This window comes from Putridiphycobacter roseus, assembly GCF_003234935.1.
GTDB lineage: Bacteria > Bacteroidota > Bacteroidia > Flavobacteriales_D > Crocinitomicaceae > Putridiphycobacter > Putridiphycobacter roseus.
Window position 1 is genome coordinate 375,701 of record NZ_QKSB01000002.1, and the last position, 25,707, is coordinate 401,407.

A 25,707-nucleotide genomic window follows, 5' to 3' on the forward strand; every position below is an offset into this window, starting at 1 on the left:
TCAAAACAAGCCTTAAAATAGGCCATTAAAAAATTTAACAGATTTTAACTTCGATTGGTTCGGACGCAACCGAACTAAATATATACTTTTGCCCTATTCTTTTGAATTAAGACAAAAGATTGCAGAAAAAACGTTAAACATAACGCTATGAAAAAAAATGTTTGCAAAGAGAAGATGGGTTTGGTTGAAAAATTAGGCGTCCATTTAGAGAAGAGAGAGCAGTTGGCCCCAGTGGCGGCTCGTATCTTATCCTATGTGATACTTACAGGAAAAAAGGGAAGCACATTCGAAGATATGGTAACCGATCTTTGTGCCAGTAAAAGCACCATTTCTAGTCACCTTCATCATTTACAGGATTTAAAAAAAATAGAATATTTCACCAAAACAGGCGATCGAAAAAAATATTTTATTATTGATAAAGATATGGTAGTACACCACATTGACAGTATGATACAAGAATGGAACGAAGTACGTTTATTGCACTTAGAAATAAAAGAATACAAAGAAGTAATTAATCAACAATTCATAGGAAAGGAAACCGAAAAATTCGATTTAATCTTTCACAATAATTATATCGAATTTCTGGATGGAGCAACAGCCTCCGTAGAAGAATTAAGAGTAAAGCTAACAGAAAAAAAATGAGACAAAATAAGACGATAACGGTCCTAGCATTAGCGGCAATTATAGTATTTCAAAGTTGTAATAGTGGACAAGAAAATAAAACAAAGGAAGCAAAAACACCTATGTTTCCAGTAACAGAACTACAACCAAGAACGATTACAGGCTTTGAAGAATTCCCTACTAATTTAGAAGGCGTAATAAATAGTGAAGTGCGGGCAAAAATGGCTGGTTATATCCAAAAAGTATTGGTAGACGAGGGACAGAAAGTCAGAAAAGGACAAGTTCTATTTAAGTTAGAAACCCAGTCTTTAAGTCAAGAAGCTAGTGCTGCAAAGGCTCGAATTAATGTAGCAGAAGTAGAAGTAGACAAACTGATTCCGCTTGTAGAAAAAAACATCATTAGTTCGGTACAACTTGCCACAGCTAAAGCCAACTTAGCACAAGCCAAAGCAAACTACAACAGTATAGCTGCAAACATTGGATACGCCACGGTAAAAAGTCCTGTTGATGGCTTTGTTGGTACCATAAAATACAGAGAAGGCTCTTTAATTAGCCCCAGCGATCCTAGTCCACTTACCACCGTGAGTGACATTAGCAAAGTATATGCATTTTTTAGTTTAAATGAAAAACAATATTTAGATTTTCTTGAGCACGCAAAAGGAAAAAACTTAACGGAAAAATTAGCCAATTTCCCACCCATTAATTTAATCTTAGCCAATGGGAGTACTTATGCGGAAAAAGGAAAAATACAAACAAGTTCTGGACAAATTAACCCACAAACGGGAACCGTAAGTTTGCGGGCTGTATTTGACAACCCTAATCAGTTATTAACTAATGGCAACAGTGGCACTATTCAAATCCCTTTAGTATATGAAAACGCAACTGTAATTCCACAAGCTGCAACCTATGAACAACAAGGAAATATTATGTTATTTAAGGTAGATAATGAAAATAAAATTTCTTCTACAGTAGTAAAAGTAAAAGCAAGTGTTGGCAGTCTTTATGTGTTAGATTCTGGACTAGAAAAAGATGAAAAAATTGTAGTTTCTGGCGTTGGGAAATTAAAAAATGAGATGACAATCTCACCTATAGACACTCCTTTTGAAGAAGTTATTCAGCCAATCCCCACTTTATTTAAAAATTAAACGACCTCCAATTATGTTAAAAAAATTTATTGAAAGACCGGTATTATCCACCGTCATTTCTATTATCATAGTAGTACTTGGAGCCATAAGTATTACCAGTCTCCCCATTGAAGAATATCCAGATATTGCGCCACCAACCATTAAAGTAGTCGCCTCTTATCCTGGAGCCAATGCAGAAACAGTATTAGAAAGTGTAATTATTCCAATTGAAGAGCAAATTAATGGTGTAGAGGGAATGGCATACATAACTTCCACCGCTTCAAATAATGGAACCGCGGAAATCACAGTCTATTTTAACCAAGAAATGGATGCCAATATTGCAGCTGTAAATGTGCAAAACCGAGTTGCAAGTGCTAACCCTTTGTTACCTGCAGAAGTAATACAAACAGGTGTAACGACAAAAAAGCAAGAAACGAGTGCATTAATGTTCGCCTCTATGTATTCAGAAAACCCTGCATATGACGCAACATTTATTCAAAATTACTTAAAAATAAATGTAATCCCGGCCATGCAAAGGATTAGTGGTGTTGGAGACGTAAGTGTATTCTCCCAACAAGATTACGCCATGCGTATTTGGTTAAAACCTGAAAAATTAGCCGCTTATAATTTAATTCCTTCAGATATTACAGCAGCATTAAAAGAACAAAATTTAGAAGCCGCTGCTGGCGCATTAGGAGAAAACAATGGGGAAGCATTTTCCTATGTATTAACCTACAGCGGGCGTTTTAAAAAAGAACAACAATATGCCGATATCGTAATCAAAGCATTAGGAAATGGTGAATTTCTTCGATTAAACGACATTGCCACTATTGAGTTAGATGCACAATCATATGCTTCTAACGCACAAAGCTTAGGAAACCCAGCCGTATTTATGGGGATATTTCAAACCAAAGGATCTAATGCAAAAGTAATTATAGAAAACATAAAGTCAACTTTGGCTATTGTAGAAAAAGATTTGCCAGAAGGGTTGAGCTTTTTTATTCCTTATGATACCAGTTTATTTTTGAATGCTTCCATAGAAAAGGTAATCTCCACCTTGATAGAAGCTTTTGTTTTGGTATTTTTAGTGGTATTTATCTTTTTACAAGATTTTAGGTCCACTTTGATTCCGGCAATTGCTGTACCCGTTTCGATAATAGGTACTTTTTTCTTTCTTAGTATTTTTGGTTATTCCATAAACCTTTTAACCCTTTTTGCCTTGGTCTTGGCCATAGGAATTGTAGTAGATGACGCCATAGTTGTGGTGGAAGCGGTGCACGCTAAAATGGACATAGGAATAAAGGACCCTAAAACTGCTACCATCACTGCCATGAGTGAAATATCTGGCGCCATCATCTCTATTACTTTGGTAATGGCGGCTGTATTTATTCCGGTAACATTTGTAACCGGACCAACCGGCGTATTTTACGAACAATTTGGAGTGACCTTAATTATCGCCATCCTAATCTCTGCTGTAAATGCCTTAACCTTAAGTCCCGCCTTGTGTGCCTTATTATTGAAATCACATAAAGATGATGAAGCCCTAAAAGGAAAAGGTCCCCTAAAACGTTTTTACACCTTATTTAACCGTGGGTTTAGCGCTACGGTAAATAAATACGGACAATCGCTTCAATTTTTATACAAAAGAAAATGGGTACCAGCTTTATTATTAATTTTTGCCGTGACTGGAATTTTCTGGGCTGCAAAATTAACCCCTACTGGCTTTGTTCCGAATGAAGATAGAGGAATAATATTTGCCAATATAGAATTACCAGCGGGTGCCTCTTTAGACAGGACTAGTGCCGTTACCAAAAAACTATATAAAAAAATAAATACTGTAGACGGTATTGTTGGCGTTAATCTCATTAGAGGTCGTAGTTTATTAAATGGTTCAGGAAGCAATTATGGATTTGGTATTATCAAACTAGAAGACTGGAGTGAACGAACTGACCCCTCTCTTTCAGCTAATGCTATTTCAAAAAAACTATTTGAAATAGTTGACTCTATCCCTGAGGCAAAAATCATCTTCTTTTCCCCACCAAGTATTCGTGGATTTGGTAACTCCTCCGGGTTTGAAGTAAACTTACTCGACAAATTTGGTGGTGAATTTAAAGATTTAGATATTGCAAATAAAGAATTTACTGCAGCATTAACCAAGCATCCAGAAATTAAATACGCACAATCTTCTTTCAGTACAGAATATCCACAATATGAAATGGAAATTAATGTCCCATTAGCAAAAGATAAGGGGGTACCAGTAAATAGTATATTCTCCACTTTACAAGGCTATATCGGTGGTATTTACGCCTCTGATTTCTCCCGATTTGGTAAACAATTTAGGGTATATATCCAAGCTTTGCCAAACGATAGATCAGATGTAAACGACTTAAACAGTATGTATGTTAAAACGGGAACCGGTGAAATGACCCCGATAACACAATTCGTGAGCTTTAAAAGAGTATATGGCCCACAATCAGTAACCCGTTTTAACTTGTACAATTCTACCAAGATAACAGGAGCAACCAATGAAGGCTTTAGTACCGGAGACGCCATTAAAGCTATAGAGGAAGAGGTTGCAAAACTTCCCAACAACTATACCGTAGCATACTCAGGATTAACCAGAGAAGAAGTGAGTGCAGGAAACCAAACTACTTTTATCTTTATCTTGAGTATTTTATTTGTATACTTCTTATTAAGTGCGCAATATGAGAGTTATTTACTACCATTTGCTGTGATTCTATCCTTGCCGTTTGGCGTATTTGGTGCTTACATCAGCACCCTCGCTTTAGGTTTAGAGAATAACATCTACTTCCAAATTTCCTTAATCATGTTAATTGGTTTATTGGCCAAAAATGCGATTCTAATTGTAGAAGTAGCCTTACAGAAACGAAGAAATGGAGAAAGCATTACAGATGCAGCAATCCATGGTGCAAAAACACGTTTACGTCCAATTCTAATGACTTCATTTGCTTTTATCTTAGGCTTAATGCCGTTAGTAATGGCAAAAGGTGTAGGGTCTGAAGGAAACAAATCTATTGGTACGGGTGCCGTTGGTGGCTTACTCATTGGTACTATTTTAGGTGTTTTTGTAATCCCCATTTTATTTATATTATTCCAGTGGTTACAAGAGAAAGTATCTAGTAAGCCTGCAGTACAAACTATTGAAGACAAACAACAATGAAATCAATGACAACAAAGCAGTATATTCGTAAAACTATATTCATTTCTGGACTGCTAGTAACTTTACAAAGTTGCTCAGTGACTAAAGACTATGTAAGACCCGACGCAGTAGCTACGGAATCACTTTACCGAACAGAAAACTTATCTAACGATAGTACCTCTCTCGCAGATGTGACTTGGAAAACAATGTTCACCGATTTGGCACTCCAGCATTATATAGAAGAAGGACTGCAAAACAACATGGATGTCCGTATTGCAATTCAACAATTAATGGCAGCCGAAGCCTACGCCAAGCAAGGAAAAGCAGGTTACTTGCCCACTGCCAATGTTGGGGTTAACGCCTCACATCAACAATTTTCTGAAAACAGCCAATTTGGTGCTATTTTTAGTGGCGGCTTAAACAGTTTCGACATAACAGGAAATGTATCTTGGGAAATTGACGTTTGGGGAAAAATTCGCAGTCAGAAAAGAGCAACGCAGGCTGCTTTTTTACAAAGTTACGCAGGACATCAAGCTGTAAAAACACGTTTAATTTCTAGTATCGCTACCACCTATTATAACCTATTGGCCTTGGATGCACAATTGGAAGTAATTGAAAAAACCATTGCTGCTAGAGAAAGCAGTATCGAAACGATTAAAGCAATGAAAAAGTCCGGTCAAGCCAGCCAGATAGCGGTAGACCAAAACATAGCACAGTACAACAATGCCAAAGCTTTACAAGTAGACATTGAAGTAGCTATATTTAAAACAGAGAACACTTTGAGTATTTTACTTGGAAAACCAGGACAAAAACTGGAGAGAAGTAGTTTGGCTACCCAAAATATTACCCAAGAATTAAAACTTGGGGTTCCAGCTTTATTATTAAGTAACCGACCAGATGTGCTGGCTGCTGAATATAAATTAATACAAGCTTTTGAGCAAACCAATATTGCAAGGGCCAACTTTTACCCTTCTTTAATACTAACTGCCTCAGGCGGGTTTCAAAGTATTGAATTAGACAAATTATTAAGCCTAAACTCATTATTTGCGACAGTAGTAGGTGGTTTAACCCAACCAATTCTTAACCAAAGAAGACTAAAGACTGAAAAAGAAGTAGCCTTAGCAAATCAAGAACAAGCTTTATTACAGTTTAAAAAGACCTTACTTATTGCCGGTAACGAAGTCTCAAACGCCTTATTTTCTTATCAATCAGAAACAAAAAAAATAGCATTTAGAGAAAATGAAGTCAACGCCTTAAGAACCGCCGAACAAAACTCGGAAGCTTTATTAAAAAGTGGATTAGCCAATTACTTGGATTTACTAACGGCTAGACAAAGTGCTTTAAGTGCAGAGATAAATAGCATCAATACCAAACTTCAACAACTAGGAGCAATCGTAAATCTATATGAAGCACTTGGTGGTGGTTGGAAATAATATATTTTTGTAAAACGAAATGCATTACAAAAAAAGCGGTGTATCATACACTGCTTTTTTTTGTTCAAACAATGTATTCCGTAAAACGAATTCTCCTATCTTAAACCTAACAAACCATTCTTTTTTTAATAGTAGCAATCCCTTTCTTATCTATAACTTTTAGTTTTATTTATAGACTTATAATTACTACTCCTAAGCAGCAAACCATAGGTAATCTATTTAAAACTGTTGACCAATTTATTCTGCTACTTCCGTATATCCTGGTAAACCATGTAAACATTTTATTATCTGATTCCCTCCTGGCTCACCAGCATGATAATGGTACCCTCTGATATCATCCTGATGCCCACCACACTCATCTAAACCTATTGGTAAATTACCTGCCTTATCTTTTAAAGCATAAATACCAAAACCATCAATAGCGTATCCAATAATTGGGGCATGATAATCAGTTTGTTCAATTTCTTTGGTACCGCCCGTTACTGCGTGATAATGATATCCACCATGTGGATTCACATGTCCACCATGATCATCTAATGGCGCAATAGTATGTGCTGCCAATATTAGTTCTGTTGGTGCAGGCGGGTCGAATTTCACCCCATTAAAAGCAAGCCCAAGTCCGCCATGACCTAAATGTTGTGTAACATTCAAATATTGTGGTTTTACCGGTATAACATATGTTGTTACTTGGTCTTTAAAATACGCCGGTAAACACTCTACACAATAGTTATTGTAGGCTTCTTCCACATTTGGTTTAGCAGCTGCGATACAGCCTTCTTTTGTATCGGTTACTCTAATACTTCCGTCCTCTCGATAAACCTTCCATTTATCGTCACTATAAAACTCATCTAAATTGGCGATAAAATGTCCAGAAATATCATACACTTTACCTGCATTAAACCAAATCCCTGCTTTATCCATTCCATCCTCTATATGTGTCGGACACCATGGTCCCATTTTATGTTCTGTTGCTTGAGAATGCGTTTTTATCACGTAACAGGATGTTTCTAATCCTGATAAATTGATTTTTTCTTGTCTAATTTCCCCAATAATATTTTCCGCAATAAAATAAGCTTGATTTACAGAAACTGTTTTTATCTCACCATTAATATCTGCTTGATTTACTTTTATTTGACTTTGCTTTTCTCTATTTGGGCCAGGTGCATTTTCTAATTCTTTTACCGTTAAAAAACCATCCATATCTGCATCAATATTTGAAAAGTCATCTGCTAAAGGCCCCTTCACTTCTGCTTTAGATAAGCTGCCATCCTTATCGGTATCCATTTCTTGGATCAATTGAGATACGGCAGGTTTTTGAGTTTCATTCTCAGAAACTGCTTTTCTTTGATTTGTACTACATGAAAACAGAAAAAATAGAATAATTACAAAAAATATTTTTTTCATTGGATGATGGTTAAGGTTTATTTAAATTTTTATCTGTGTAAAAAACACCAATATGAAAACCTACCATAAAATTAATTAATTAATTCTTCTAATCATTCGCTTATTCAAAAAAATAGTTTCCATGAAAAATTATAGAAAAAAATACGCTGTCCACCGAAAATTATTTAAACAGGAAGTTTTACCCTCCTACTGCGCAAATACTTTTTTCAAAAGATCCGTTCCTCGAGCGGTAGGATCTTGGCGAATTTTCAATTCCTCGTTTGCAATTTGCACAAACAAGCCATCAATCGCCTTACTAGTTGCATACTGTACAAGGTCGGGATTTATTTTTTGAACCATTGGCAATTTATTATAGTTCGTAAAAATGGTATTCCAATTTTTTGTAGCGCCAACTTTATCAAGAGAAGCTTTGACTATTGGCTCAAATTTAACCATCAAATCTTCCCTTGTCGATTTATCTAGAAATGTAGTTGCGGCGTTATCCTCCCCTTTCAAAATTTGCATGGCATCCTCAATTGTCATTCCTTTAATCGCAGCTACAAATATGTCTTTTGCAGCAGCTGTTGCATCCTCGGCAGCTCTATTGATTGACACTATGGTTTCGTCTACTTTTTCCCCTTGACCAATACTACGTAATTTTGATTCCACCTTTTCCGCTTCTTCTGGCAATGGAATTTTAATGCTTAAATCTTTTAAAAAACCATCCGGCTTGGAAAGTTGGTCCACCCCTTTTTCTACCCCTTTTGTTAAGGCTTCTTTAAGTCCAGCCCCTACTTCCTCTTGACTTAAACTTGTTGAAGCTAACTTTGTTGCTTCCACTTTTTCATTCACTGTTTTTTTTAATTTATCGAATTGCGCATTTGCGGTATAGGTCATTAATAAAACAGCGGTAAGTGTAAGATAAATTGCTTTTTTCATATGGTTTATTTTTCGTTTTTCAATCTGCTTTTTTGTACTTCAAAATAATAAATTTCAAAACAACCAATCCTCGGAAGTGATTTCTCAGGTTATGCCCTTATGTATGCAAACTTCTAACTGGGTGTTTTTATTGTTCAATATCCTTTTTTCTGGCGGTTAAACCACCATCTTTAGTATTAAAAAATGCTAAAAGAATGAAAGGACAAGGTAATAGCGAAAAAATACAACATCATTTTACGCCATACCAACCTATTTGGTACCCATATAAATAGTATGAAAGAAAAAAAAGACAAATGACTTGCCAGTCACAAATACTTCCCTATCTTTATGACCAGGTAGTCATACTTAGAATTATCCAGCAATGCCAAAACAAACATTTTTAAATTTAGATGAATCTAAGAGAAAGCTAATTACAGATGCTTTTTTAAGAGAATTTGCCACTAAACCTTTTGATGTAGCTTCCTTAACCGTTGTTGTAAAAAAAATAGGGATTGCAAAAGGGAGTATTTACCAATACTTCGAAGACAAACTCGATTTATTCCTTTATTTAGTCGGGGTGTGTTCGACTACCAAATTTAAGTACATTGGCCATATTGAAAGAAAAGATTATCCCGATTTTTGGTTTTATTTTCGCGCTCTTTATGAACATGGGGTTCAATTTGATTTAGAAAACCCTTTACAGAGCCAATTTTTATTTCAATTAATGGAAAACTTACACTCTCCTTCTATTAAGCACCTTTATCAAGAAATGCTAGAACAATCGGTAGCTGGATTTGAGGAAATGGTAAAACATGAAGTAGCAATAGGTCTTTTTAGAAAAGACATTCCGATTCAAGTCATGGGGTTTATGTTATATAAAGTAGGCGTCAGTATCCAAGAACATTTAATACAGTTCAGAGTCATTAATCCAAAAATAAGCATTGAAAAAAACATTCCCATTTATAAAGGTAAAAAAGATAAATTGATGTTAACGGTAGACCATTACATTCAATTAGTGAAACCATCATTTGATAAAAAATCAAACCAATAATAAAAGTATGATTAAAGTAGAAAATTTAGTATTTAATTATCCAAAAAATGACGTCCCAACTTTAAAAGGGATCAATTTTGATATTGAAAAAGGAGAAGTGTTTGGTTTTTTAGGTCCTTCAGGCGCTGGTAAAAGTACCGCTCAAAAAATACTGTATAAAATTTACAACAAATACGAAGGAATTGCCATAGTGGATGGAAAAAACCTATCGGATTGGGACAATACTTATTTCGAGAAAATTGGTGTCGGATTTGAACTACCTAACCATTACTTAAAACTGACAGGAAAGGAAAACATGGATTTATTTGCTTCATTTTATTCTAAAAAACCAGTTAAAAGTATAGCCTCTCTTTTTGAAATGGTAGATTTAAGTGATGCCATTAACAAACCTGTTGAAGCCTATTCGAAAGGAATGAAAATGAGGTTGAATTTTATAAGAGCGATTCAACACGACCCAGATATTTTATTTTTTGATGAACCTACTACAGGACTAGATCCTGTCAGCGCGCACAAAGTAAAACAACATATTTTAGATTTAAAAGCAGCAGGTAAAACTATTTTCGTCACCACGCACAGTATGGCTACCGCTGATGAAATTTGTGATCGGGTATCCTTTATCGTTGATGGTAAATTACAAGTTACCGACACGCCGAAAAACCTAAAAAAACTGTATGGAAAAGAAGCCTTAAATGTTGAGTTATACAATGGGGAGCTCCGGGAGTTTCCATTAAAAAACTTAGGTAGAAATGAAGACTTTCTATCTTTTATTCAAGAAGATGACGTTAAAAGAATGCATACAGAAGAAGCAACTTTAGAGGAAGTATTTATTCAAGTAACCGGAAAAGCACTTAAGGTATGAAATCATTTTTAACCCAATTAAAATGGCAGTTTATCTTGCTACAAAAAAACCATATCATTAGTATTAGTTTAGCGGTAACTTTTATCTATGGTCTACTTTTATTTTTTTTAAAAGATATTGGCAATTTAGATGTATTATTGGTATCCATCATTTTAAACGACCCTTCAGTGATTGGTTTTTTCTTTTTAGGATTGGCGATCTATACAGAGATAAAACAACAGGTATTACCTGCGATATTTACCTCACCTTTAAACATTCACACTTTCCTTTTATCGAAAACACTTGCAATCTCCATAGTCGGCTTGGTTTGTTCTTTGGGATTAGTATTTTCTGTTAAAGGTTTTGACTTTGATCTCTTATCGTTCTCCATTGGTGCTATGGCAATATGTGTCATGGCAACATTTCTCGGACTGTTCATGCTTACTTATGCAAATGAATTTCTAAAGTTCGCCATGCTTTCCATCCCGGTATTCTTGGCCTTTTTTAACCTTCCATTACTGCAATATTTAGGGATAATAGACATGGGGTGGGCAAAATACTTATTTCCCATTCAAGGCAGTTTAGATTTGATAGACAATGCAATTAGTGGCACCGAAATCCACCCCTACATATCTTACACTACCATTATCGTATCCTTGCCATTTTTATATTGGTTGGCATTTAACCGATTTGTAAAAAAAATTGTCTCTCCATAAATACTTGTAACGTATGAAAAAAATATTAAGACTTGCTTTAGTCGACTTTAAAATCATTTTTAGAGATAATTCCCTAAAAGGAATGTTAGGTTTACCCATTATTCTATTTGTTTTAATCCTATGGGGATTGCCACCTTTGGTAGAGAAATATGAATTTTTAGCTCCTTATTTATCTTTATTTTTAGTCATTGCCGTGATTGAAAATACACAAGCATTTAGCTTTATTAGCACCATGGTTTTGATTGATGAAAAAGAAACAGATGTCGCAAAAGTGTATGGCGTAGTGCCACTCTCGAAGTTGGAATATATTCTTTCGCGATTTTTAATTCCCTACTCCTTTACATTCGGCTTAAATTTCCTATTGTTTATCGTACAGCCTTTTTTTGAAATCAGTATAGGCGTCAACTTATGCATATCACTACTTGCTGCTTTTGTGGTACCTGTTTACGCTTTGGCCATCAATTCAATCGTTAAAAATAGAATGGAAGGGATGATTTATATCAAAGCATTCAATATGATCGTACTTTTGCCTATTGTTGCTTTCTTTGTACCTGAAAAATTTAAACCTCTTTTTGGATTTATTCCGACCCATTGGATTTTTCAAAGTATTGAAAATGCAACACTAGGACTTCCTGTAGGGCTATTATTAAGTGTTGGTTTCCTTTATTTTGCAGTATGTTTGTGGGCAGTAGCCCATTTATTTATCAGAAAGCATTTCACCTAAAAATCAGGCTCTTTATTTGGACTCTTTTATGCAGAAATTAAGGGTTACGATTTTCAAGTATTACCCTACCCTTTTATGATTGCTGGCAATATATATTCAACCATCATTTTATCTGCATTCAAATGGGCATTAGGTTTATTATAAGCTGAAGCAGTAATAACAACTACAAAAGGAATGTCTTTGAAAATGAAAATTTTATTACCACCATTACCACTACAAAAAGAAACCTCATATTCTTTATCCATATATTTATAGGTCTTGTTCCAGAACAAATAACCATAATAATCTCCGTCAATGGATTGTTTTACTTGGTGACTTAGACTTTTTTCAACCCATTCTTTGGTTAGAATTTGTTGCCCTTTCCAAAGCCCTTTATTTTTATATAATTGCCCATATTTAGCAAAATCAAGCGCGCTTAGTCTAATTCCCCCAGCGGTGTTTCCAACTTTTTGAGGCGTATATTCCCATTGATAATTGGAAATATCCAATGGCCCAAATAATTTTTTCTCGGCATAAGAAATCAACCCATTAGGCACCGATTGATTAATAACGTCTCCCAACACAACTACTCCAGCTGTAAAATAAGTAAATTCCTTCGCCTTTTTTTGATCTTCTTGCATGGGTAAACCCAGGGTAAACTCAACCCAATTATTCGTTGGATACATATTTTCTTCATTCCCGGGACTGTTATAATCACTGTCATCTCCATCAAACCCTGAACACATAGTTAAAAGAGATTTTAAGGTCACCATCTCTTTTTCCACACTATAATTAGTGTAAGATTTTAAATCGTAAAAAATTTTTAAAAATTCATTTTCACTATTAATATAATTTTCTTGAATAGCAATTCCCAACATGGTTGATGCCATGGATTTCCCTACGGACCTTGAATCGTGTAAAGTAGTTCTATTTTCGCCATTAAAATATTCCTCTAATAAAAGTTGCCCTTCCTTGATTACTACAATTCCATTTATAGCTTCAAAATAACCCTCCGCTATTCTTCTATTTAAAGCCGTTATTTTTTTTGGATTAAAATCATTTTTAGCTATCTCCCACCCACTATTGGGTTGTATTTTTTGAATCGGTATTAATCTTTCATCCACTACTATTTCAGCTACCTCGACGGTAATACTTCCTTTGGCCAAAAGACTACCAACTTTTAATTCCTCTTGTTTAATATATGGCCTTACCGCTATACTTAAAGTATGACCTCCTTCCTTAAGCAACTCTTCTCCACCGCCTAATTTCATGAATTTTAACCACATAAACCAGCCCCAATAATCTAATTGATTTGGCGCTAACAAACGTATGGTATGGTCCAACTGTTCTTTTTTAAACGCTTTCGATCCTGCTCCTTTATTTAAATTTTCCTCATAAATAGTTACCCCATCTATTAAAAAGGAAAATTGAAAATTCCCTTTTTCTAAACATTCATTTTCCGTTAGGTCTGGTGCGAGTAACTCAAGACTCTCTATCAATGGCTTATCTAAGGTAAAATGAATATTCAGAAACTTATCCTCATTGCGTGTAAAAGTTTTTAAATAGTCCTTTGCAGTCGCTTTATTTTTTGAGACATCAATTTTTGAAAAATTCAAATTCTCTTTTTCCTCCAAATCGATTATTTTAGTTGTCTCGCTTTTATGGCTACACGACAGGCACAAACAAGTAATAATTATTAGAATATAATTTAATTTCATATTGGTAATTTGAGACAAAAATATTGTTTTAGGAGGTCATATAATTGTACAAAATTAGCATTTAAGAAATTTGCTTTAAAAAACGCGAAGGAGTTGTATGGTATACCGATTTAAAGTTATTGATAAAATGACTTTGGTCGTAAAACCCGCATTGGTAGCAAATCTCTGTCAATGAAAATTGATTTAAGGCAAGAAGATGAAAAGCTTTATTTAGCTTTATAAGTCTCATGTAATTACCAAGCGTAGTTCCAAAATATCTCCTAAACTCTCTTGACAAATGTACTGGATGAATTTCTAGAATCCCACTTAAGTTTTTTAAAGAATAGCTCCTATTTTCCTCTAATAAAAGTTCTTGCAACCTATTCACCCAAATCGGTCGTTTCAAGATTTTATTCTCCGTTTTTTTTATGGTCCCAAAAATGTCAATCAATGCCGTTTCTATACTTAGATTAGAATATTGGTCATTTATTTTAGACTCTAGGAATATTTGATTGACTAGGTTTTTAATCCATGGAGACTTTAGCTGCATACTACCTTCAAAATCTATCATTTCAATATCCACATTTGAAAACCAATTTTCATTTAGTTCAATGTGAAACCCTCTGGTATATTGTGGCGGTTTAATATTGTAATGCGCATCTTGCCAATTATGAAACAAAAGGCTACCCGGCTCTAAAAGGTAGGATTCTTTTTTATTTGATTCGAATAATTTTCCTTGAAGGAGATAAGTAAAGTAGGGAGTTTCGTGATAATGCCAATCCACTTTACTATGTGTGTATTCCGTATCTGTAATAATAATATTTTCAAAAGTTGATTTTTTGTAATGCTTACCGTAAAACTCCCCTTTCTTCAATTTATCCATTACTTTTTTTAACTTATGGTTTAATTTTTTTTAAAGAAATCCAGGGCGGTGCATCCACAGTTTTTGCTTTACACACACGCCCTTTAATCCTTTTAAATAAAAGCTTTTAATTTTTTATTGTAAGCCAGGTATATCTACCATTTCCTCTGTGTCAAGACTATAGTCAATCTCATCATAATGGAAACCAAAAAGGTTAAAAAACTCGTCTTTATACCCTTCCAAATCACCTATTGACGGCAGCGTTTCGGTAGACGCTTGTTCCCATAATTGTGCAACCTCCTCTTGAATATCAGCGCGCATTTCCAAGTCATCAATCCGAATTCTACCCTCTGAATCTGTAGGTACTTCATCTAAGAATAATCTTTCGGTATATAACCTATGAATTTGCGCAATACAACCTTCTTGAACCCCCTTTTCTTTCATTACTTTATACAGTAATGAAATATACAGAGGAATAACTGGAATAGCAGAACTTGACTGTGTAACAAGTGCTTTATTAACCGAAACAAATGCCTTTCCATTAATATCTTTTAAGGAATCCGTAATCGTAAAAGCAGTTTTTTCCAAATGGTCTTTTGCTTTACCAATGGTCCCTTTTCGGTATACCGCCTCAGTAAGTTTTGGCCCAATATAAGAATAGGCAATGGTTTTAAAACCATCAGAAAGTAAGTTCTCTTTTTTCAATGCATTGATCCACATTTCCCAGTCTTCTCCGCCCATTACAGCAATTGTATTTTCAATGTCTTCTTGTGTACAGGGTTCAATGCTAATATTTTTCACTTCTCCCGTATGAAAGTCTACCGTTTTATTGGTAAAAGTACCTCCTATTGGCTTTAAAGTCGATTTATGTCTCACTCCAGTTACCGGATGCGTTCTTACTGGGGAAGCCAGACTATAAATAATCATGTCAATTTGCCCCAAATCTTTTTTGATTAATTGGATAGTTTGCTCTTTTACTTCATTTGAAAAAGCATCTCCATTGATGCTTTTCGCATATAAGCCGTCTTCATGTGCTATTCTTTCGAAAGCTGCTGTGTTATACCAACCAGAAGATGCCGTTTTGCCTGGTGCAGGTGGTTTTTCAAAAAACACCCCAATGGTGGCCGACTTTGAACCAAAGGCACTAGTTATCCTCGAAGCTAAACCAAATCCCGTTGAAGCTCCAATTACTAATACATTTTTTGGACCTTGTATTTCTCCTTTTGATTTTATGTAATTAATTTGATCTAATACACTCTTCTCACAACCTTCAGGATGAGAGGTAATACAGATAAATCCACGCGTTTTTGGTTCTATTATCATCTATTGTTTTTTAAATTATACTTAGAATTTATTACTGATTGTTTTACTTAGCACAAAAAAATTCAGTAATTGCTAAGGTTTTATTTAGACTAAAGTAATTATTTTAAATATTTAAAATTCTGGTTTGACTTACTTTTTTTTAGAAAGTCAACTGTTAAATCAACCAGAGATCGTCTTTGTAAGGTCATTTTTACAGAAGAGGTTAGCTAGAATAAACGGTAATACTTTTCTAAAAACGGTTTATTCATTTCCAGCTTTCCATATTCGCTATTTTTAAAAAAGAGAGGAGGCGACAAACCACCCCCAAAATAGGAGTCTACTTTCTTTTTACCACATTACACACCTCCCCATGGTCTTGCACCTTAAAAATCAACGGTGTCCGGATTTAATCCCGAGTATCCTAAATCATCTATTTGGCTGATTAAATCCATATCACTGGATGAAATTTCAAAATCGAAAACTTCAAAATTTTCTTGTATGCGACTTGGTGTAACTGATTTTGGTAATGGGAGCACATGATTTTGTAAAGCCCAACGAATACAAATTTGTGCCACTGATTTATGATGCTTTTCGGCAATTACTTTCAATACTTCATGCCCAAAAACATCTCCTTTTCCAAATGGTCTCCACCCTTCTACCAAAATATTGTTTTCAAAACAAAATTTTACACATTCACTTTGTGTAAAGCCTGGGTGAAACTCTATTTGATTTACCGCTGGCATAACCGTGGCATTTTGCATTAAAGACTCTAAATGATGTGGTAAAAAATTACTGACACCTATGGCCTTTATTTTCCCTGCCGCGTAAAGTTGTTCCATGGCACGCCAAGTATTTGCATTAATGTCTCGCCAATTGTCAAATTGATGGGCATTCGCTGGCCAATGAATTAAATATAAATCCAAGTATTCCAGACCTAAGTCCTGTAGTGTCTTTTCAAATGCATCTAATGTAGATTGATACCCTCTTTCTGTGTTCCAGACTTTACTAGTTACAAATATTTTTGCGCGATCCACGCCACACAACTGAACCCCTTTACCAACACCCACTTCATTTTCATATATCGCTGCGGTATCCATATGCCTATACCCAACTTCTATTGCTTTCTTTATGGCATTGATTGCCATTTCTCCATCTGGAGTTTTGTAAGTACCAAAACCTATGGAAGGAATTTTTACGCCATTGTTCAGTTCAAAATATTTTTTTATCATTTCATTATTTTTTAGTCAACCTGTATGAAAACTAGGGGATCTTACAAAATAAACCGCAAAGAGAACTGCTAAACACATCCAACAATTTGCGTTCATTTATTCCAGTTGGTTTTATTCAAATATATCTATTCAATTTTACAATTACAAGCATAACACTTAGAGGATGTGCAGGACATTAAACTAAAAACAGCAGTCATTTTAAAACCTTCTAGACAATAAGCAACACAATCTTAGTAGCGTTAAACTTAAATTTGGTCAATTATTAATTGTTTTTCGCCAGATAAAACTCCTGTCCGTCGTATACGCAAGTAGTATTTGGAAATACACTTTGGGCTTCTGACAGTAATTCATCCGTATTACGGTACCGGGCTGAAAAATGGCCTAATAACAAATGCCCGACTTGCGCAGCCTTCGCTAAAGTAGCAGCTTGTAATGCAGTGGTATGGAAAGTGGCTTTAGCGCGGTCTTTCTCTTTTTCCAAAAAGGTGGCTTCGTGGTATAAATAATCTACGCCCTGAATTTCATCTACTAATCTAGTTAAATACTTAGTATCTGTACAAAAAGCGTAAGACTTGGGCTTGGGCGGATCAAAGGTAGCATCTTCGTTAGGCATGGTAATTTCTCCACGCATAACATCTTTACCTGCTTTTAAAGCTAAAATTTCTGGTATGGTTAAATCAAATTCTTTAATGGCTTCTGGGTCCACTCCTCTTTCTTTTATTTTTTCTTCAAACAAGAAGCCATAGCAACTAATTCGGTGTTTCAAAGGAATGGCTTTTACCGTCATTACCTTATCTTCCAATACCAAAGTAGTAGTTTTTGCAGTTAAGTGATGAAAAATAAGTTCAAAATTCAATTTTACGTACGTTAATTCAAATTGTTGTTTGAGGATTAATTCCAATTCAGGAGCAGCAAAAATATGCATAGCATTCACCCTACCCAATAAATTCATGGAGGACAATAAGCCAACCAATCCTAAATAATGGTCGCCATGTAAATGAGAAATAAAAATGTATTGAATGCGTTGAAATTTCACCCCATATCTACGCACTTGCAATTGCGTCCCTTCTCCGCAATCAATTAAAATTCTCCTTTCGTTAAAGTTCAAGTATTGGGCTGTCACGCCTCTTTTTAAAGTAGGTGTCGCTGCGCCAGAACCGAGAATTGTTAGTTTAATCATTTTTTAGCTACTAAATTGCTAGCCCCTAGATTCAGCAGCTTATCAACTAGTCTAGGTTCTAGAAAACTACGGTCTTAAATATATACGTATTGATGCGACAAGGATTCTGGGTGCATAGAAAAGGCACTGTGTGCTTACATTCCTGGCATTCCCATACCACCACGCATGCCTTTCATTTGCTTCATCATACTCATCATGTTCTTTTTGTTTGACATGAGGTGCATCATTTTTTTGGTTTCATTGAATTGCTTTAATAGCTTATTTACTTCTTCAATTTTATTCCCTGATCCGTTGGCAATTCTTTTTTTACGAGAGCCGTTAATCAAAGAAGGTTCGCCACGTTCAGCTGGGGTCATGGATTGAATAATTGCTTCAATGCCTTTAAAAGCGTCGTCATCAATATCCACATCTTTCATGGCTTTTCCCATACCTGGAATCATGCCCATTAAATCTTTTACGTTACCCATTTTTTTGATTTGTTGTAATTGCTGATAAAAATCATCCAAATCAAATTTATTTTGGGCTATCTTCTTTTGTAGTTTTTTTGCTTCTTTTTCGTCAAATTGTTCTTGGGCTTTTTCCACCAAAGAAACAACATCTCCCATTCCTAAAATACGGTCAGCCATACGAGAAGGATAAAATATATCCAAGGCATCCATTTTCTCACCAGTACCGACAAATTTAATAGGCTTATCCACTACCGTTTTAATAGTCAATGCAGCACCACCACGGGTATCACCATCTAACTTAGTTAAGATTACACCGTCGAAATTAATTTTATCGTTAAATGCTTTTGCTGTATTAACAGCATCTTGCCCAGTCATGGCATCTACCACAAAGAGAGTTTCAGTAGGATTTATTGCTTGTTTTACCGCTGCAATTTCATCCATCATTTTTTCATCAATCGCTAAACGACCAGCAGTATCGACAATTACAACATTAAATCCATTTGACTTAGCGTATGTTATGGCAGCTTGTGCAATTTTAACCGGATCTTTTTCTTCTCTATTCGAAAATACTTCTACCCCTAATTGTTCTCCCAATACATGTAATTGGTCAATTGCAGCAGGACGGTATACATCACAAGCGACTAACAAAGGATTTTTTCTTTGTTTGTTTTTTAACCAATTTGCCAATTTACCAGAGAAGGTTGTTTTACCAGACCCTTGTAAACCTGACATTAAAATAATACCTGGATTACCCTTGAAGTTAATATCTTCATGCTCTCCCCCCATTAATTCCACCAATTCTTCGTGACAAATTTTTGTCAACAATTGGCTTGGAGAAACGGTGGTCAATACATTCCTACCAATGGCTTTATCCTTTACTTTAGTAGTAAATTCTTTTGCTGTTTTAAAGTTAACATCCGCATCTAATAAAGCCCTTCTTACTTCTTTTAAAGTTTCAGCAACATTAATTTCAGTAATTTGTCCTTGTCCTTTAAGGACTTTAAACGCTCTATCAAATCTTTCACTTAAATTTTCAAACATGGGTGTTGGTCTTATTTTAGATTGGCAAAGTTAAGGAATTTTTAAAGAAAGCAAAAGCCGAAGGCGAAACAGTTGAAAAAAAATGAATTTAGTAGGCGTGCGGAAGGAATTGGAATGTTAAAGATTAGCACAAGTAAGCATAGTCCAACCTCTTATTCTTCGCATTGCTTTCCGTTATTCTGTATAAACTGTGCGTATATCTACCCCCATTAAAGTGGCTTTTTTATGGCCCGTTACTTTAAACTCAAAAGCATGATCAACGGCATGTGCAGCAATACTTTTTTCATACATTACAAATTCAGTATTGTCTGAAAATTTTAATTCAAACTCTACCTTGTCAATTTTTTTAGCACTGGCATTCTTTAAATTACCATTTATGCTCCATCTACCTAAAAAGTTTTGTTTCGCCTCATAATCTAACAACCTCAATTCTGAAGTAGTTAAAATTTTAGCACTAGCCGCTTCGTTGACATCTAATTCTTCTTCCTCATTGCCACTGGGTATTAAAAAAAATGCAATCATAAATACGACCAAACCTCCAACTAATATGCCTATCCTTTTCTTATTCATACACCACTGATATTTAATATATAACAAATATAAAAAAAGCACCCCATTTAACATGAGATGCCTTAAAAAATAATGTTATATTTTTATTTAGTTAATACCACCAAGTGTGAAAACAGATTTTGCATTTTCTGAAATCAACAATTGCGCATCATAATTTGGCATTAAAGAAGTGTACAATACATTTAAATCCCATAAATTTGGATTTTTATACCATTCATCAATTTGCATTTTAATATCAATTGTTTTAGCAGCATCTGCCGTAAAACTTGAATTGGCTAATTTTACAAAAACATAGTTGGTCGTAACTTCTCCTGTACTTTGATTTTTCGTAGCACTACCATTATGGAAGTTATAAGACAAAGTATCGTCATTTGAATTAATATACCTACCGTCCATTTGCATTTGATGGTAACCGCCACCAATCATATCGGGCCAATTCCAAACTGCTTGGTTTAAATCAGTGTATGCACCTGAAACATTATCTTCGGCAGTAAAACCGTAGTTAAAACCTACACCTGTATATTCCCCTGGATTAATTTTTGTAGCCAAGACAGTGGACAAACTATTCGCATCTGACAAGTCAATTAAGTGATGCATATCAATCAACACACTATCACCGTCTGCCTTATAAAAACGCACATCTGAAATGGAGTATCTTAAACGAATAATACTCAATTTTTCACCATGTTCGTTTGTAAATTTAATTTCATCCAAATCATCAGCTGTTACAGCTACATCATTAAATTCTTGCGTAAACTTTAAAGTAATATTTTGATCATAAGTACAAGATTGATCATCCTTTTTTGCTTCTTCATTATAGTTAAAAGCTGTTTCATCTGTACATCCTTCTTTTTTACAAGATGTAAAAGCCAATGTTAAACCGGCCAATACCAAAGTGGTTATTTTTATTGTTTTCATTTTATACTGTTTTTATTATTTTAATTAAACACATAGGTCAATCCTATGTTAATTCTATTTTGTGTGAGTAATTCATTCTCGCCGTTCAATTGTTGGTGCACCACCGGCTGAAAGTCTAAATGAAACATGGTGTTTTGTGTCATCCATTTCACCCCAAGATTGGCAAAATAAATAGTTCCACCAGTGGTTTCAAACACTTCATATGCTTCATCATAACCTGCCCATTCGGCATAAGCACCAGCCAAAAACAAAAGAGAGGTTTTATTTAAGTCGAGTTTATAAATAAAATCTACCCTTGAATTAACTGTTTCACCATATTTATAATGGTATTCGTTAAACCCATTTTTTTTATAATTCAAAGAGGTGAAAAAACTCCAATCCTTATAAGTCAACCTATAGTTTACAAAAGCCATCACACTATTCGCTCCTGTACCTGGCTGAAAATCAAGATTAGGTATAAAACTCTCTGAGGTTAAATTAATCAACCCTAAGCGATATTTAAATCCCCCTCCTACAGTCAATCTTGCGTCTACAACTTTACCTTTATTAAAATTAAAATTATAACCAAGTAATAAAGTTGGATCGGAAATACCACTTAAGCTAAACCTTTTATCCCCATCTAAGGTTTGAATGTTATTCGTAAATGGCAGTACAAAAGAAAACTGAAGCTTGTCATAAAAGAAAAAATCTCCCCTTAACTCTAAAGTTTGGTACCTCTCCACCACCGACTTTCCCCAAATACCTTGATCGGAAGAATGCCCACTATGCTTCATTACCAACTCCCCCAACTGGTTGTAAGTTCCTAATGTTTTTCTTTGTCTAGCATATACGCTAAGTCTATTCTTTGTGCTATTTAATCCGACTGGGGAATATATATTACACCCATCACATGCGTATGTAGTACTAGAAAATAGTAACAACATACTCAATATTTTTATTCTCATTCTGTTTATTTATCTATAATTGATGAAGTTTTCTTTTCAAAATATTAAGATAGATATCGGGGCGGAATAAAAATTGCATTTATATAATGATGCACATCTCTTACCAATAAAAAGGATAGAGATTTGACCTCTTGCCTAGCCAAGAAAGGGGCTTGAATAGATTTGGGTAAACGGTTAAAAGCAATTGGCAAATAAATATAACTTGTCAAGTCATTTTTTTCAGCAGGTGATTGGCTTTCTTCAAGCTGAAGCTGTGTCTTTAGGTAACAATGACCAGCACAATGTAATTCTGGCTTGTCTTTATTCACGCAATGTAAATCCGTTATTTCCGCTTGGTTTTGATAAAAGTTAAGCACCTTAACAGTAGGAAACAACAAAACAGTCAATATAAATATTGCCATTACCATTGCTATCACTTTATTCCCTAACATTACCATACAAAGATAAGTCTAATTTATATAATTTTAAATGACAATTATCACATAAGCAATTATTCGCAGGTCTTATTTTACATTTTTATAAAAAAAACTGGTAATTCTCTTCATTATTGATAGTAATACTATTATATTTGCACAAGTATATATTAAACATGAAGAATCTACAAATACATATCACTGTAAGTGAGGACCTTTACCTAAAAAACCCTGAATCCTCTGTTTTGGGGAAAAAAATTGTATCTAAGAGTATTGAATTGATTGATCAATTGGGTTTTGAAGCATTTACCTTTAAAAAATTAGGTATTGCTATTGGCTCTCCAGAAAGCTCTGTTTACCGTTATTTCGACTCTAAACGTTCCTTATTGGTTTATTTATATGCTTGGTATTGGAGTTGGATGGAATACCGATTAGTTTTTGGGACCATCAACCATACTTCAGCCAAAGAAAAGCTAAAAAGTGCCATTACTTTATTGTGCAGTCCAATTGAAACAGATCAAACATTCGAGCACATTGATGAAGTAATACTGAATAGAATAATTGTTGCGGAATCCATCAAAGTTTCCCACAATAAAACGGTAGACGAACAAAACCAAAAAGGACTTTTTAATCCGTTCAAACAAGTAATTGAAAGAGTGAGTGCGTTTATCTCACAAATCAACCCTGATTATCCATACCCAAACATGTTGGTGTTTGCCATGGTAGATGGCGCTATTGAACAATCTCATTTTGCCTCTCATTTTCCTAAAACCACGGACGAGATTAACAGCAAAACGATAATTGCTGATTTTTATACCGATTTAATTTTTAAAGCCATCCAATAATTTCAATCCAATTATGCAAAGTAAAATAAACAACCTCAACCCTTTTAAAAATTTAAACAAAGATATACCTGCCAGTGTGGTGGTATTCTTAGTAGCACTTCCTTTATGTTTAGGCATAGCCTTAGCGTCTGGTGCTCCCCCATTAGCTGGAATTATTTCAGGTATAATTGGCGGTATAGTCGTGGGCTCTTTAAGTGGTTCACCTTTAGGCGTGAGTGGACCTGCTGCCGGATTAGCTGTCATTGTTTTTGAAGCCATTAAAGGATTTGGTGGAATTGAAGGTGGCGGATTTGAGATCTTTTTGGTCGCAGTAATGTTAGCTGGTATTATTCAAATAATAATGGGGATTTTACGTGCCGGTATTATTGCCTATTACTTTCCTTCCTCTGTCATACATGGTATGTTGGCAGGGATAGGGATATTAATTTTCTTAAAACAAATCCCACATGCTTTTGGATACGACAAAGACCCTGAAGGAGACTTTGAATTTTTCCAAAGAGACAATGAAAATACCTTTTCAGAATTAGCCAACATGTTCAACTTTGTTAGTCCAGGGGTAATAATCATTACAGCTATCTCTCTTGTCATTCTTATTGGTTGGCAAGCAAAAATCATTCAAAAAAATAAAATTCTAAGCTTAATTCCTGGTCCCTTATTAGCGGTAGTTGCTGGTATCGTTTTAAACATACTATTTAAGGGAAATACAGATTTAGCTATTGCAAAAGAACACTTAGTAGACTTACCTATTGCTTCGTCAACCAGTGACTTTTTGTCGAACTTTAAAAGACCAAATTTTAGCGCCTTAAAAGACCCTCAAGTTTACATTACCGCAATTGTAATTGCTGCCATTGCGAGTATTGAAACCCTACTTTGTGTCGAAGCCTCAGATAAGCAAGATGATTTAAAAAGAATTACCCCTACCAACAAAGAACTTAGAGCGCAAGGAATTGGTAACTTAATTTCAGGTTTTATTGGTGGATTACCTATCACACAAGTAATTGTTCGAAGTTCGGCAAACCAGCAGGCTGGTGGAAAAACCAAAGCATCTACTATACTTCATGGTTTCTTATTGTTAATCAGTATCATTACCATTCCTTTTTTATTAAACATGATTCCCTTAGCTACCTTAGCGGCTATTTTATTAGTGGTTGGATTTAAACTAGCAAAACCTGCTTTATTCAGAAAAATGTATCGCCAAGGTTTAGGACAATTCTTACCATTCTTAATCACAGTATTAGGTATTCTTTTTACCGATTTGTTAATGGGAATTGGCATGGGATTGGTGGTAGCCATCTTTATAATATTAAGAAATAATTTTAAGGTTCCTTTTGAACTATCTGGGGACTTAGTGGAAGATGGTAAGAAAAAAATTATCATCACTTTATCCGAAGACGTTACTTTTTTAAACAAGGCATCTGTATTAAACACCTTGAGTAAAATTCCAGATAATTCCATAGTAATCATTGATGGTTCTAAAACCCAATTTATTCATTATGATGTAATAGAGATATTCGAAAACTTTGCCATCAATGCAAAATCAAGAGATATAAATTTAAGCGTCAAAGGACTAGACGTCACCAAATCAAAAAGTCCATTGCAACATTTTAAAATTTCAAACTAAATAAAAATATGAGAACTCAGACTAAAGCCATACAAGAACATTTAACGCCAGCAGACGCGAAAAGAATATTGACAGAAGGCAATCAAAGATTTACAGCCAATGTAAAGGCACAAAGAAATTTACAATCCCAAGTGTTTGAAACCAGTGCTGGACAGTTTCCATTTGCTGTGATATTAAGCTGTATAGATTCTAGAGTACCTGCTGAATTAGTTTTTGACCAAGGAATTGGTGACATTTTCAGTACACGTGTTGCGGGAAACATTATCAACGAAGATGTTTTAGGTTCTATGGAATACGCTTGCGCTGTAGCAGGATCTAAAATTGTAGTCGTGATGGGACACACTAAGTGTGGTGCTGTTACCTCTGCATGTAATCGTGTGGAGATGGGGAATATTACGGCATTATTGTCTAAAATAAAACCAGCTGTAGATAAAGTTCATCCTGCTAAAACAGATTTGACGGATGCTGAAATTGAAGAAGTAAGTATTGAAAACGTAAAACATTCTATTGATGAAATTCGCGCACACAGTCCGATTTTAGCAAATTTAGAAAAAGAAGGTAAAATTGCCATTGTTGGGGCAAACTACAGTGTAGATTCTGGAGAAGTTCATTTTATGTAATTCCACGCTATTCGAAAACGAATGAAAGGGAAGCGGTGGCTTCCCTTTTTTTATTGCCCTATTAAATTG

Annotated in this window: 23 protein-coding genes; 11 read left to right on the forward strand and 12 right to left on the reverse strand. The window is 34.9% G+C overall.

Translation table 11 applies throughout. The features are described 5' to 3' along the window. Nucleotides 1-147 precede the first annotated feature (147 nt). The 4 genes from DNU06_RS05455 to DNU06_RS05470 are packed head-to-tail and all read left to right on the forward strand — an operon-like array spanning nt 148 to nt 6,338. Nucleotides 148-642 (forward strand): GbsR/MarR family transcriptional regulator, encoded by a 495-nt coding sequence (locus DNU06_RS05455; RefSeq protein WP_111062216.1) that lies wholly within the window; start codon nt 148-150, stop codon nt 640-642. Beyond that, nucleotides 639-1,766, forward strand: a complete 1,128-nt coding sequence (locus tag DNU06_RS05460) for an efflux RND transporter periplasmic adaptor subunit (RefSeq protein WP_111062217.1) — start codon at nt 639-641, stop codon at nt 1,764-1,766. The genes DNU06_RS05455 and DNU06_RS05460 overlap by 4 nt, the downstream gene beginning before the upstream one ends. A gap of 13 nt (nt 1,767-1,779) precedes the next feature. Then, nucleotides 1,780-4,926, forward strand: a complete 3,147-nt coding sequence (locus tag DNU06_RS05465) for an efflux RND transporter permease subunit (RefSeq protein WP_111062218.1) — start codon at nt 1,780-1,782, stop codon at nt 4,924-4,926. Further along, on the forward strand, nt 4,923-6,338 hold the full coding sequence (locus DNU06_RS05470) for an efflux transporter outer membrane subunit (protein ID WP_111062219.1): 1,416 nt from the start codon (nt 4,923-4,925) through the stop codon (nt 6,336-6,338). The genes DNU06_RS05465 and DNU06_RS05470 overlap by 4 nt, the downstream gene beginning before the upstream one ends. 237 nt (nt 6,339-6,575) lie before the next feature. On the opposite strand, the gene DNU06_RS05475 is transcribed toward DNU06_RS05470, so the two are convergent. Both DNU06_RS05475 and DNU06_RS05480 read right to left on the reverse strand, forming a co-directional pair. Then, a complete protein-coding gene (locus DNU06_RS05475) occupies nt 6,576-7,742 on the reverse strand; it encodes a YHYH protein (protein WP_111062220.1) in 1,167 nt (388 codons plus the stop codon). A 186-nt stretch (nt 7,743-7,928) separates the two neighbouring features. Then, complete coding sequence (locus DNU06_RS05480; RefSeq protein ID WP_111062221.1) at nt 7,929-8,660, reverse strand: DUF4197 domain-containing protein; 732 nt, start codon at nt 8,658-8,660, stop codon at nt 7,929-7,931. Nucleotides 8,661-9,021: 361 nt separating this feature from the next. Here DNU06_RS05480 and DNU06_RS05485 point away from each other — a divergent pair, with 361 nt between their 5' ends. From DNU06_RS05485 to DNU06_RS05500, 4 genes are read left to right on the forward strand one after another with little or no spacing between them, the layout of a single operon-like run. Then, nucleotides 9,022-9,690 carry a TetR/AcrR family transcriptional regulator gene (locus tag DNU06_RS05485; protein WP_111062222.1) on the forward strand — a complete coding sequence of 223 codons (669 nt, stop codon included), beginning with the start codon at nt 9,022-9,024 and terminating at the stop codon, nt 9,688-9,690. Nucleotides 9,691-9,697: 7 nt separating this feature from the next. Beyond that, entirely contained in the window at nt 9,698-10,549 is an 852-nt protein-coding gene (locus DNU06_RS05490; RefSeq protein ID WP_111062397.1) for an ABC transporter ATP-binding protein, read from the forward strand. Continuing rightward, the gene (locus tag DNU06_RS05495; RefSeq protein WP_111062223.1) at nt 10,546-11,244 is read left to right on the forward strand and encodes a fluoroquinolone export ABC transporter permease subunit; all 699 of its coding nucleotides are present in this window, start codon (nt 10,546-10,548) and stop codon (nt 11,242-11,244) included. The genes DNU06_RS05490 and DNU06_RS05495 overlap by 4 nt, the downstream gene beginning before the upstream one ends. 13 nt (nt 11,245-11,257) lie before the next feature. Continuing rightward, entirely contained in the window at nt 11,258-11,968 is a 711-nt protein-coding gene (locus tag DNU06_RS05500) for a hypothetical protein (protein WP_111062224.1), read from the forward strand. A 65-nt stretch (nt 11,969-12,033) separates the two neighbouring features. Here DNU06_RS05500 and DNU06_RS05505 read toward each other — a convergent pair whose 3' ends face one another. The 10 genes from DNU06_RS05505 to DNU06_RS05550 all read right to left on the reverse strand — a co-directional run bounded on the left by DNU06_RS05505 (nt 12,034) and on the right by DNU06_RS05550 (nt 22,540). Further along, entirely contained in the window at nt 12,034-13,665 is a 1,632-nt protein-coding gene (locus DNU06_RS05505) for a serine hydrolase domain-containing protein (protein WP_111062225.1), read from the reverse strand. A gap of 61 nt (nt 13,666-13,726) precedes the next feature. Beyond that, a complete protein-coding gene (locus DNU06_RS05510) occupies nt 13,727-14,527 on the reverse strand; it encodes a helix-turn-helix domain-containing protein (protein WP_111062226.1) in 801 nt (266 codons plus the stop codon). A gap of 114 nt (nt 14,528-14,641) precedes the next feature. Further along, nucleotides 14,642-15,829, reverse strand: coding sequence for an enoyl-ACP reductase FabV (gene fabV / locus DNU06_RS05515; RefSeq protein WP_111062227.1), 1,188 nt, complete (start codon nt 15,827-15,829; stop codon nt 14,642-14,644). 362 nt (nt 15,830-16,191) lie between these two features. Further along, a complete protein-coding gene (locus DNU06_RS05520) occupies nt 16,192-17,037 on the reverse strand; it encodes an aldo/keto reductase (RefSeq protein ID WP_111062228.1) in 846 nt (281 codons plus the stop codon). A gap of 262 nt (nt 17,038-17,299) precedes the next feature. Next, nucleotides 17,300-18,217 carry a ribonuclease Z gene (locus DNU06_RS05525; RefSeq protein ID WP_233502961.1) on the reverse strand — a complete coding sequence of 306 codons (918 nt, stop codon included), beginning with the start codon at nt 18,215-18,217 and terminating at the stop codon, nt 17,300-17,302. A gap of 134 nt (nt 18,218-18,351) precedes the next feature. Next, on the reverse strand, nt 18,352-19,707 hold the full coding sequence (gene ffh, locus DNU06_RS05530; protein ID WP_111062229.1) for a signal recognition particle protein: 1,356 nt from the start codon (nt 19,705-19,707) through the stop codon (nt 18,352-18,354). A gap of 174 nt (nt 19,708-19,881) precedes the next feature. Then, entirely contained in the window at nt 19,882-20,277 is a 396-nt protein-coding gene (locus DNU06_RS05535) for a hypothetical protein (protein ID WP_111062230.1), read from the reverse strand. An 87-nt stretch (nt 20,278-20,364) separates the two neighbouring features. Beyond that, on the reverse strand, nt 20,365-21,195 hold the full coding sequence (locus tag DNU06_RS05540; protein WP_111062231.1) for an MbnP family protein: 831 nt from the start codon (nt 21,193-21,195) through the stop codon (nt 20,365-20,367). 20 nt (nt 21,196-21,215) lie between these two features. Then, entirely contained in the window at nt 21,216-22,139 is a 924-nt protein-coding gene (locus DNU06_RS05545) for a hypothetical protein (RefSeq protein WP_146239159.1), read from the reverse strand. Nucleotides 22,140-22,183: 44 nt separating this feature from the next. Continuing rightward, nucleotides 22,184-22,540 (reverse strand): hypothetical protein, encoded by a 357-nt coding sequence (locus DNU06_RS05550; protein ID WP_146239160.1) that lies wholly within the window; start codon nt 22,538-22,540, stop codon nt 22,184-22,186. Nucleotides 22,541-22,728: 188 nt separating this feature from the next. Between DNU06_RS05550 and DNU06_RS05555 the strand changes: the two genes are divergently transcribed. The 3 genes from DNU06_RS05555 to DNU06_RS05565 are packed head-to-tail and all read left to right on the forward strand — an operon-like array spanning nt 22,729 to nt 25,638. Next, entirely contained in the window at nt 22,729-23,397 is a 669-nt protein-coding gene (locus DNU06_RS05555; RefSeq protein WP_111062234.1) for a TetR/AcrR family transcriptional regulator, read from the forward strand. A gap of 13 nt (nt 23,398-23,410) precedes the next feature. After that, nucleotides 23,411-25,018, forward strand: coding sequence for a SulP family inorganic anion transporter (locus DNU06_RS05560; protein WP_111062235.1), 1,608 nt, complete (start codon nt 23,411-23,413; stop codon nt 25,016-25,018). Between the two features lie 8 nt (nt 25,019-25,026). Then, nucleotides 25,027-25,638 (forward strand): carbonic anhydrase family protein, encoded by a 612-nt coding sequence (locus DNU06_RS05565; protein WP_111062236.1) that lies wholly within the window; start codon nt 25,027-25,029, stop codon nt 25,636-25,638. Nucleotides 25,639-25,707: the final 69 nt, after the last annotated feature.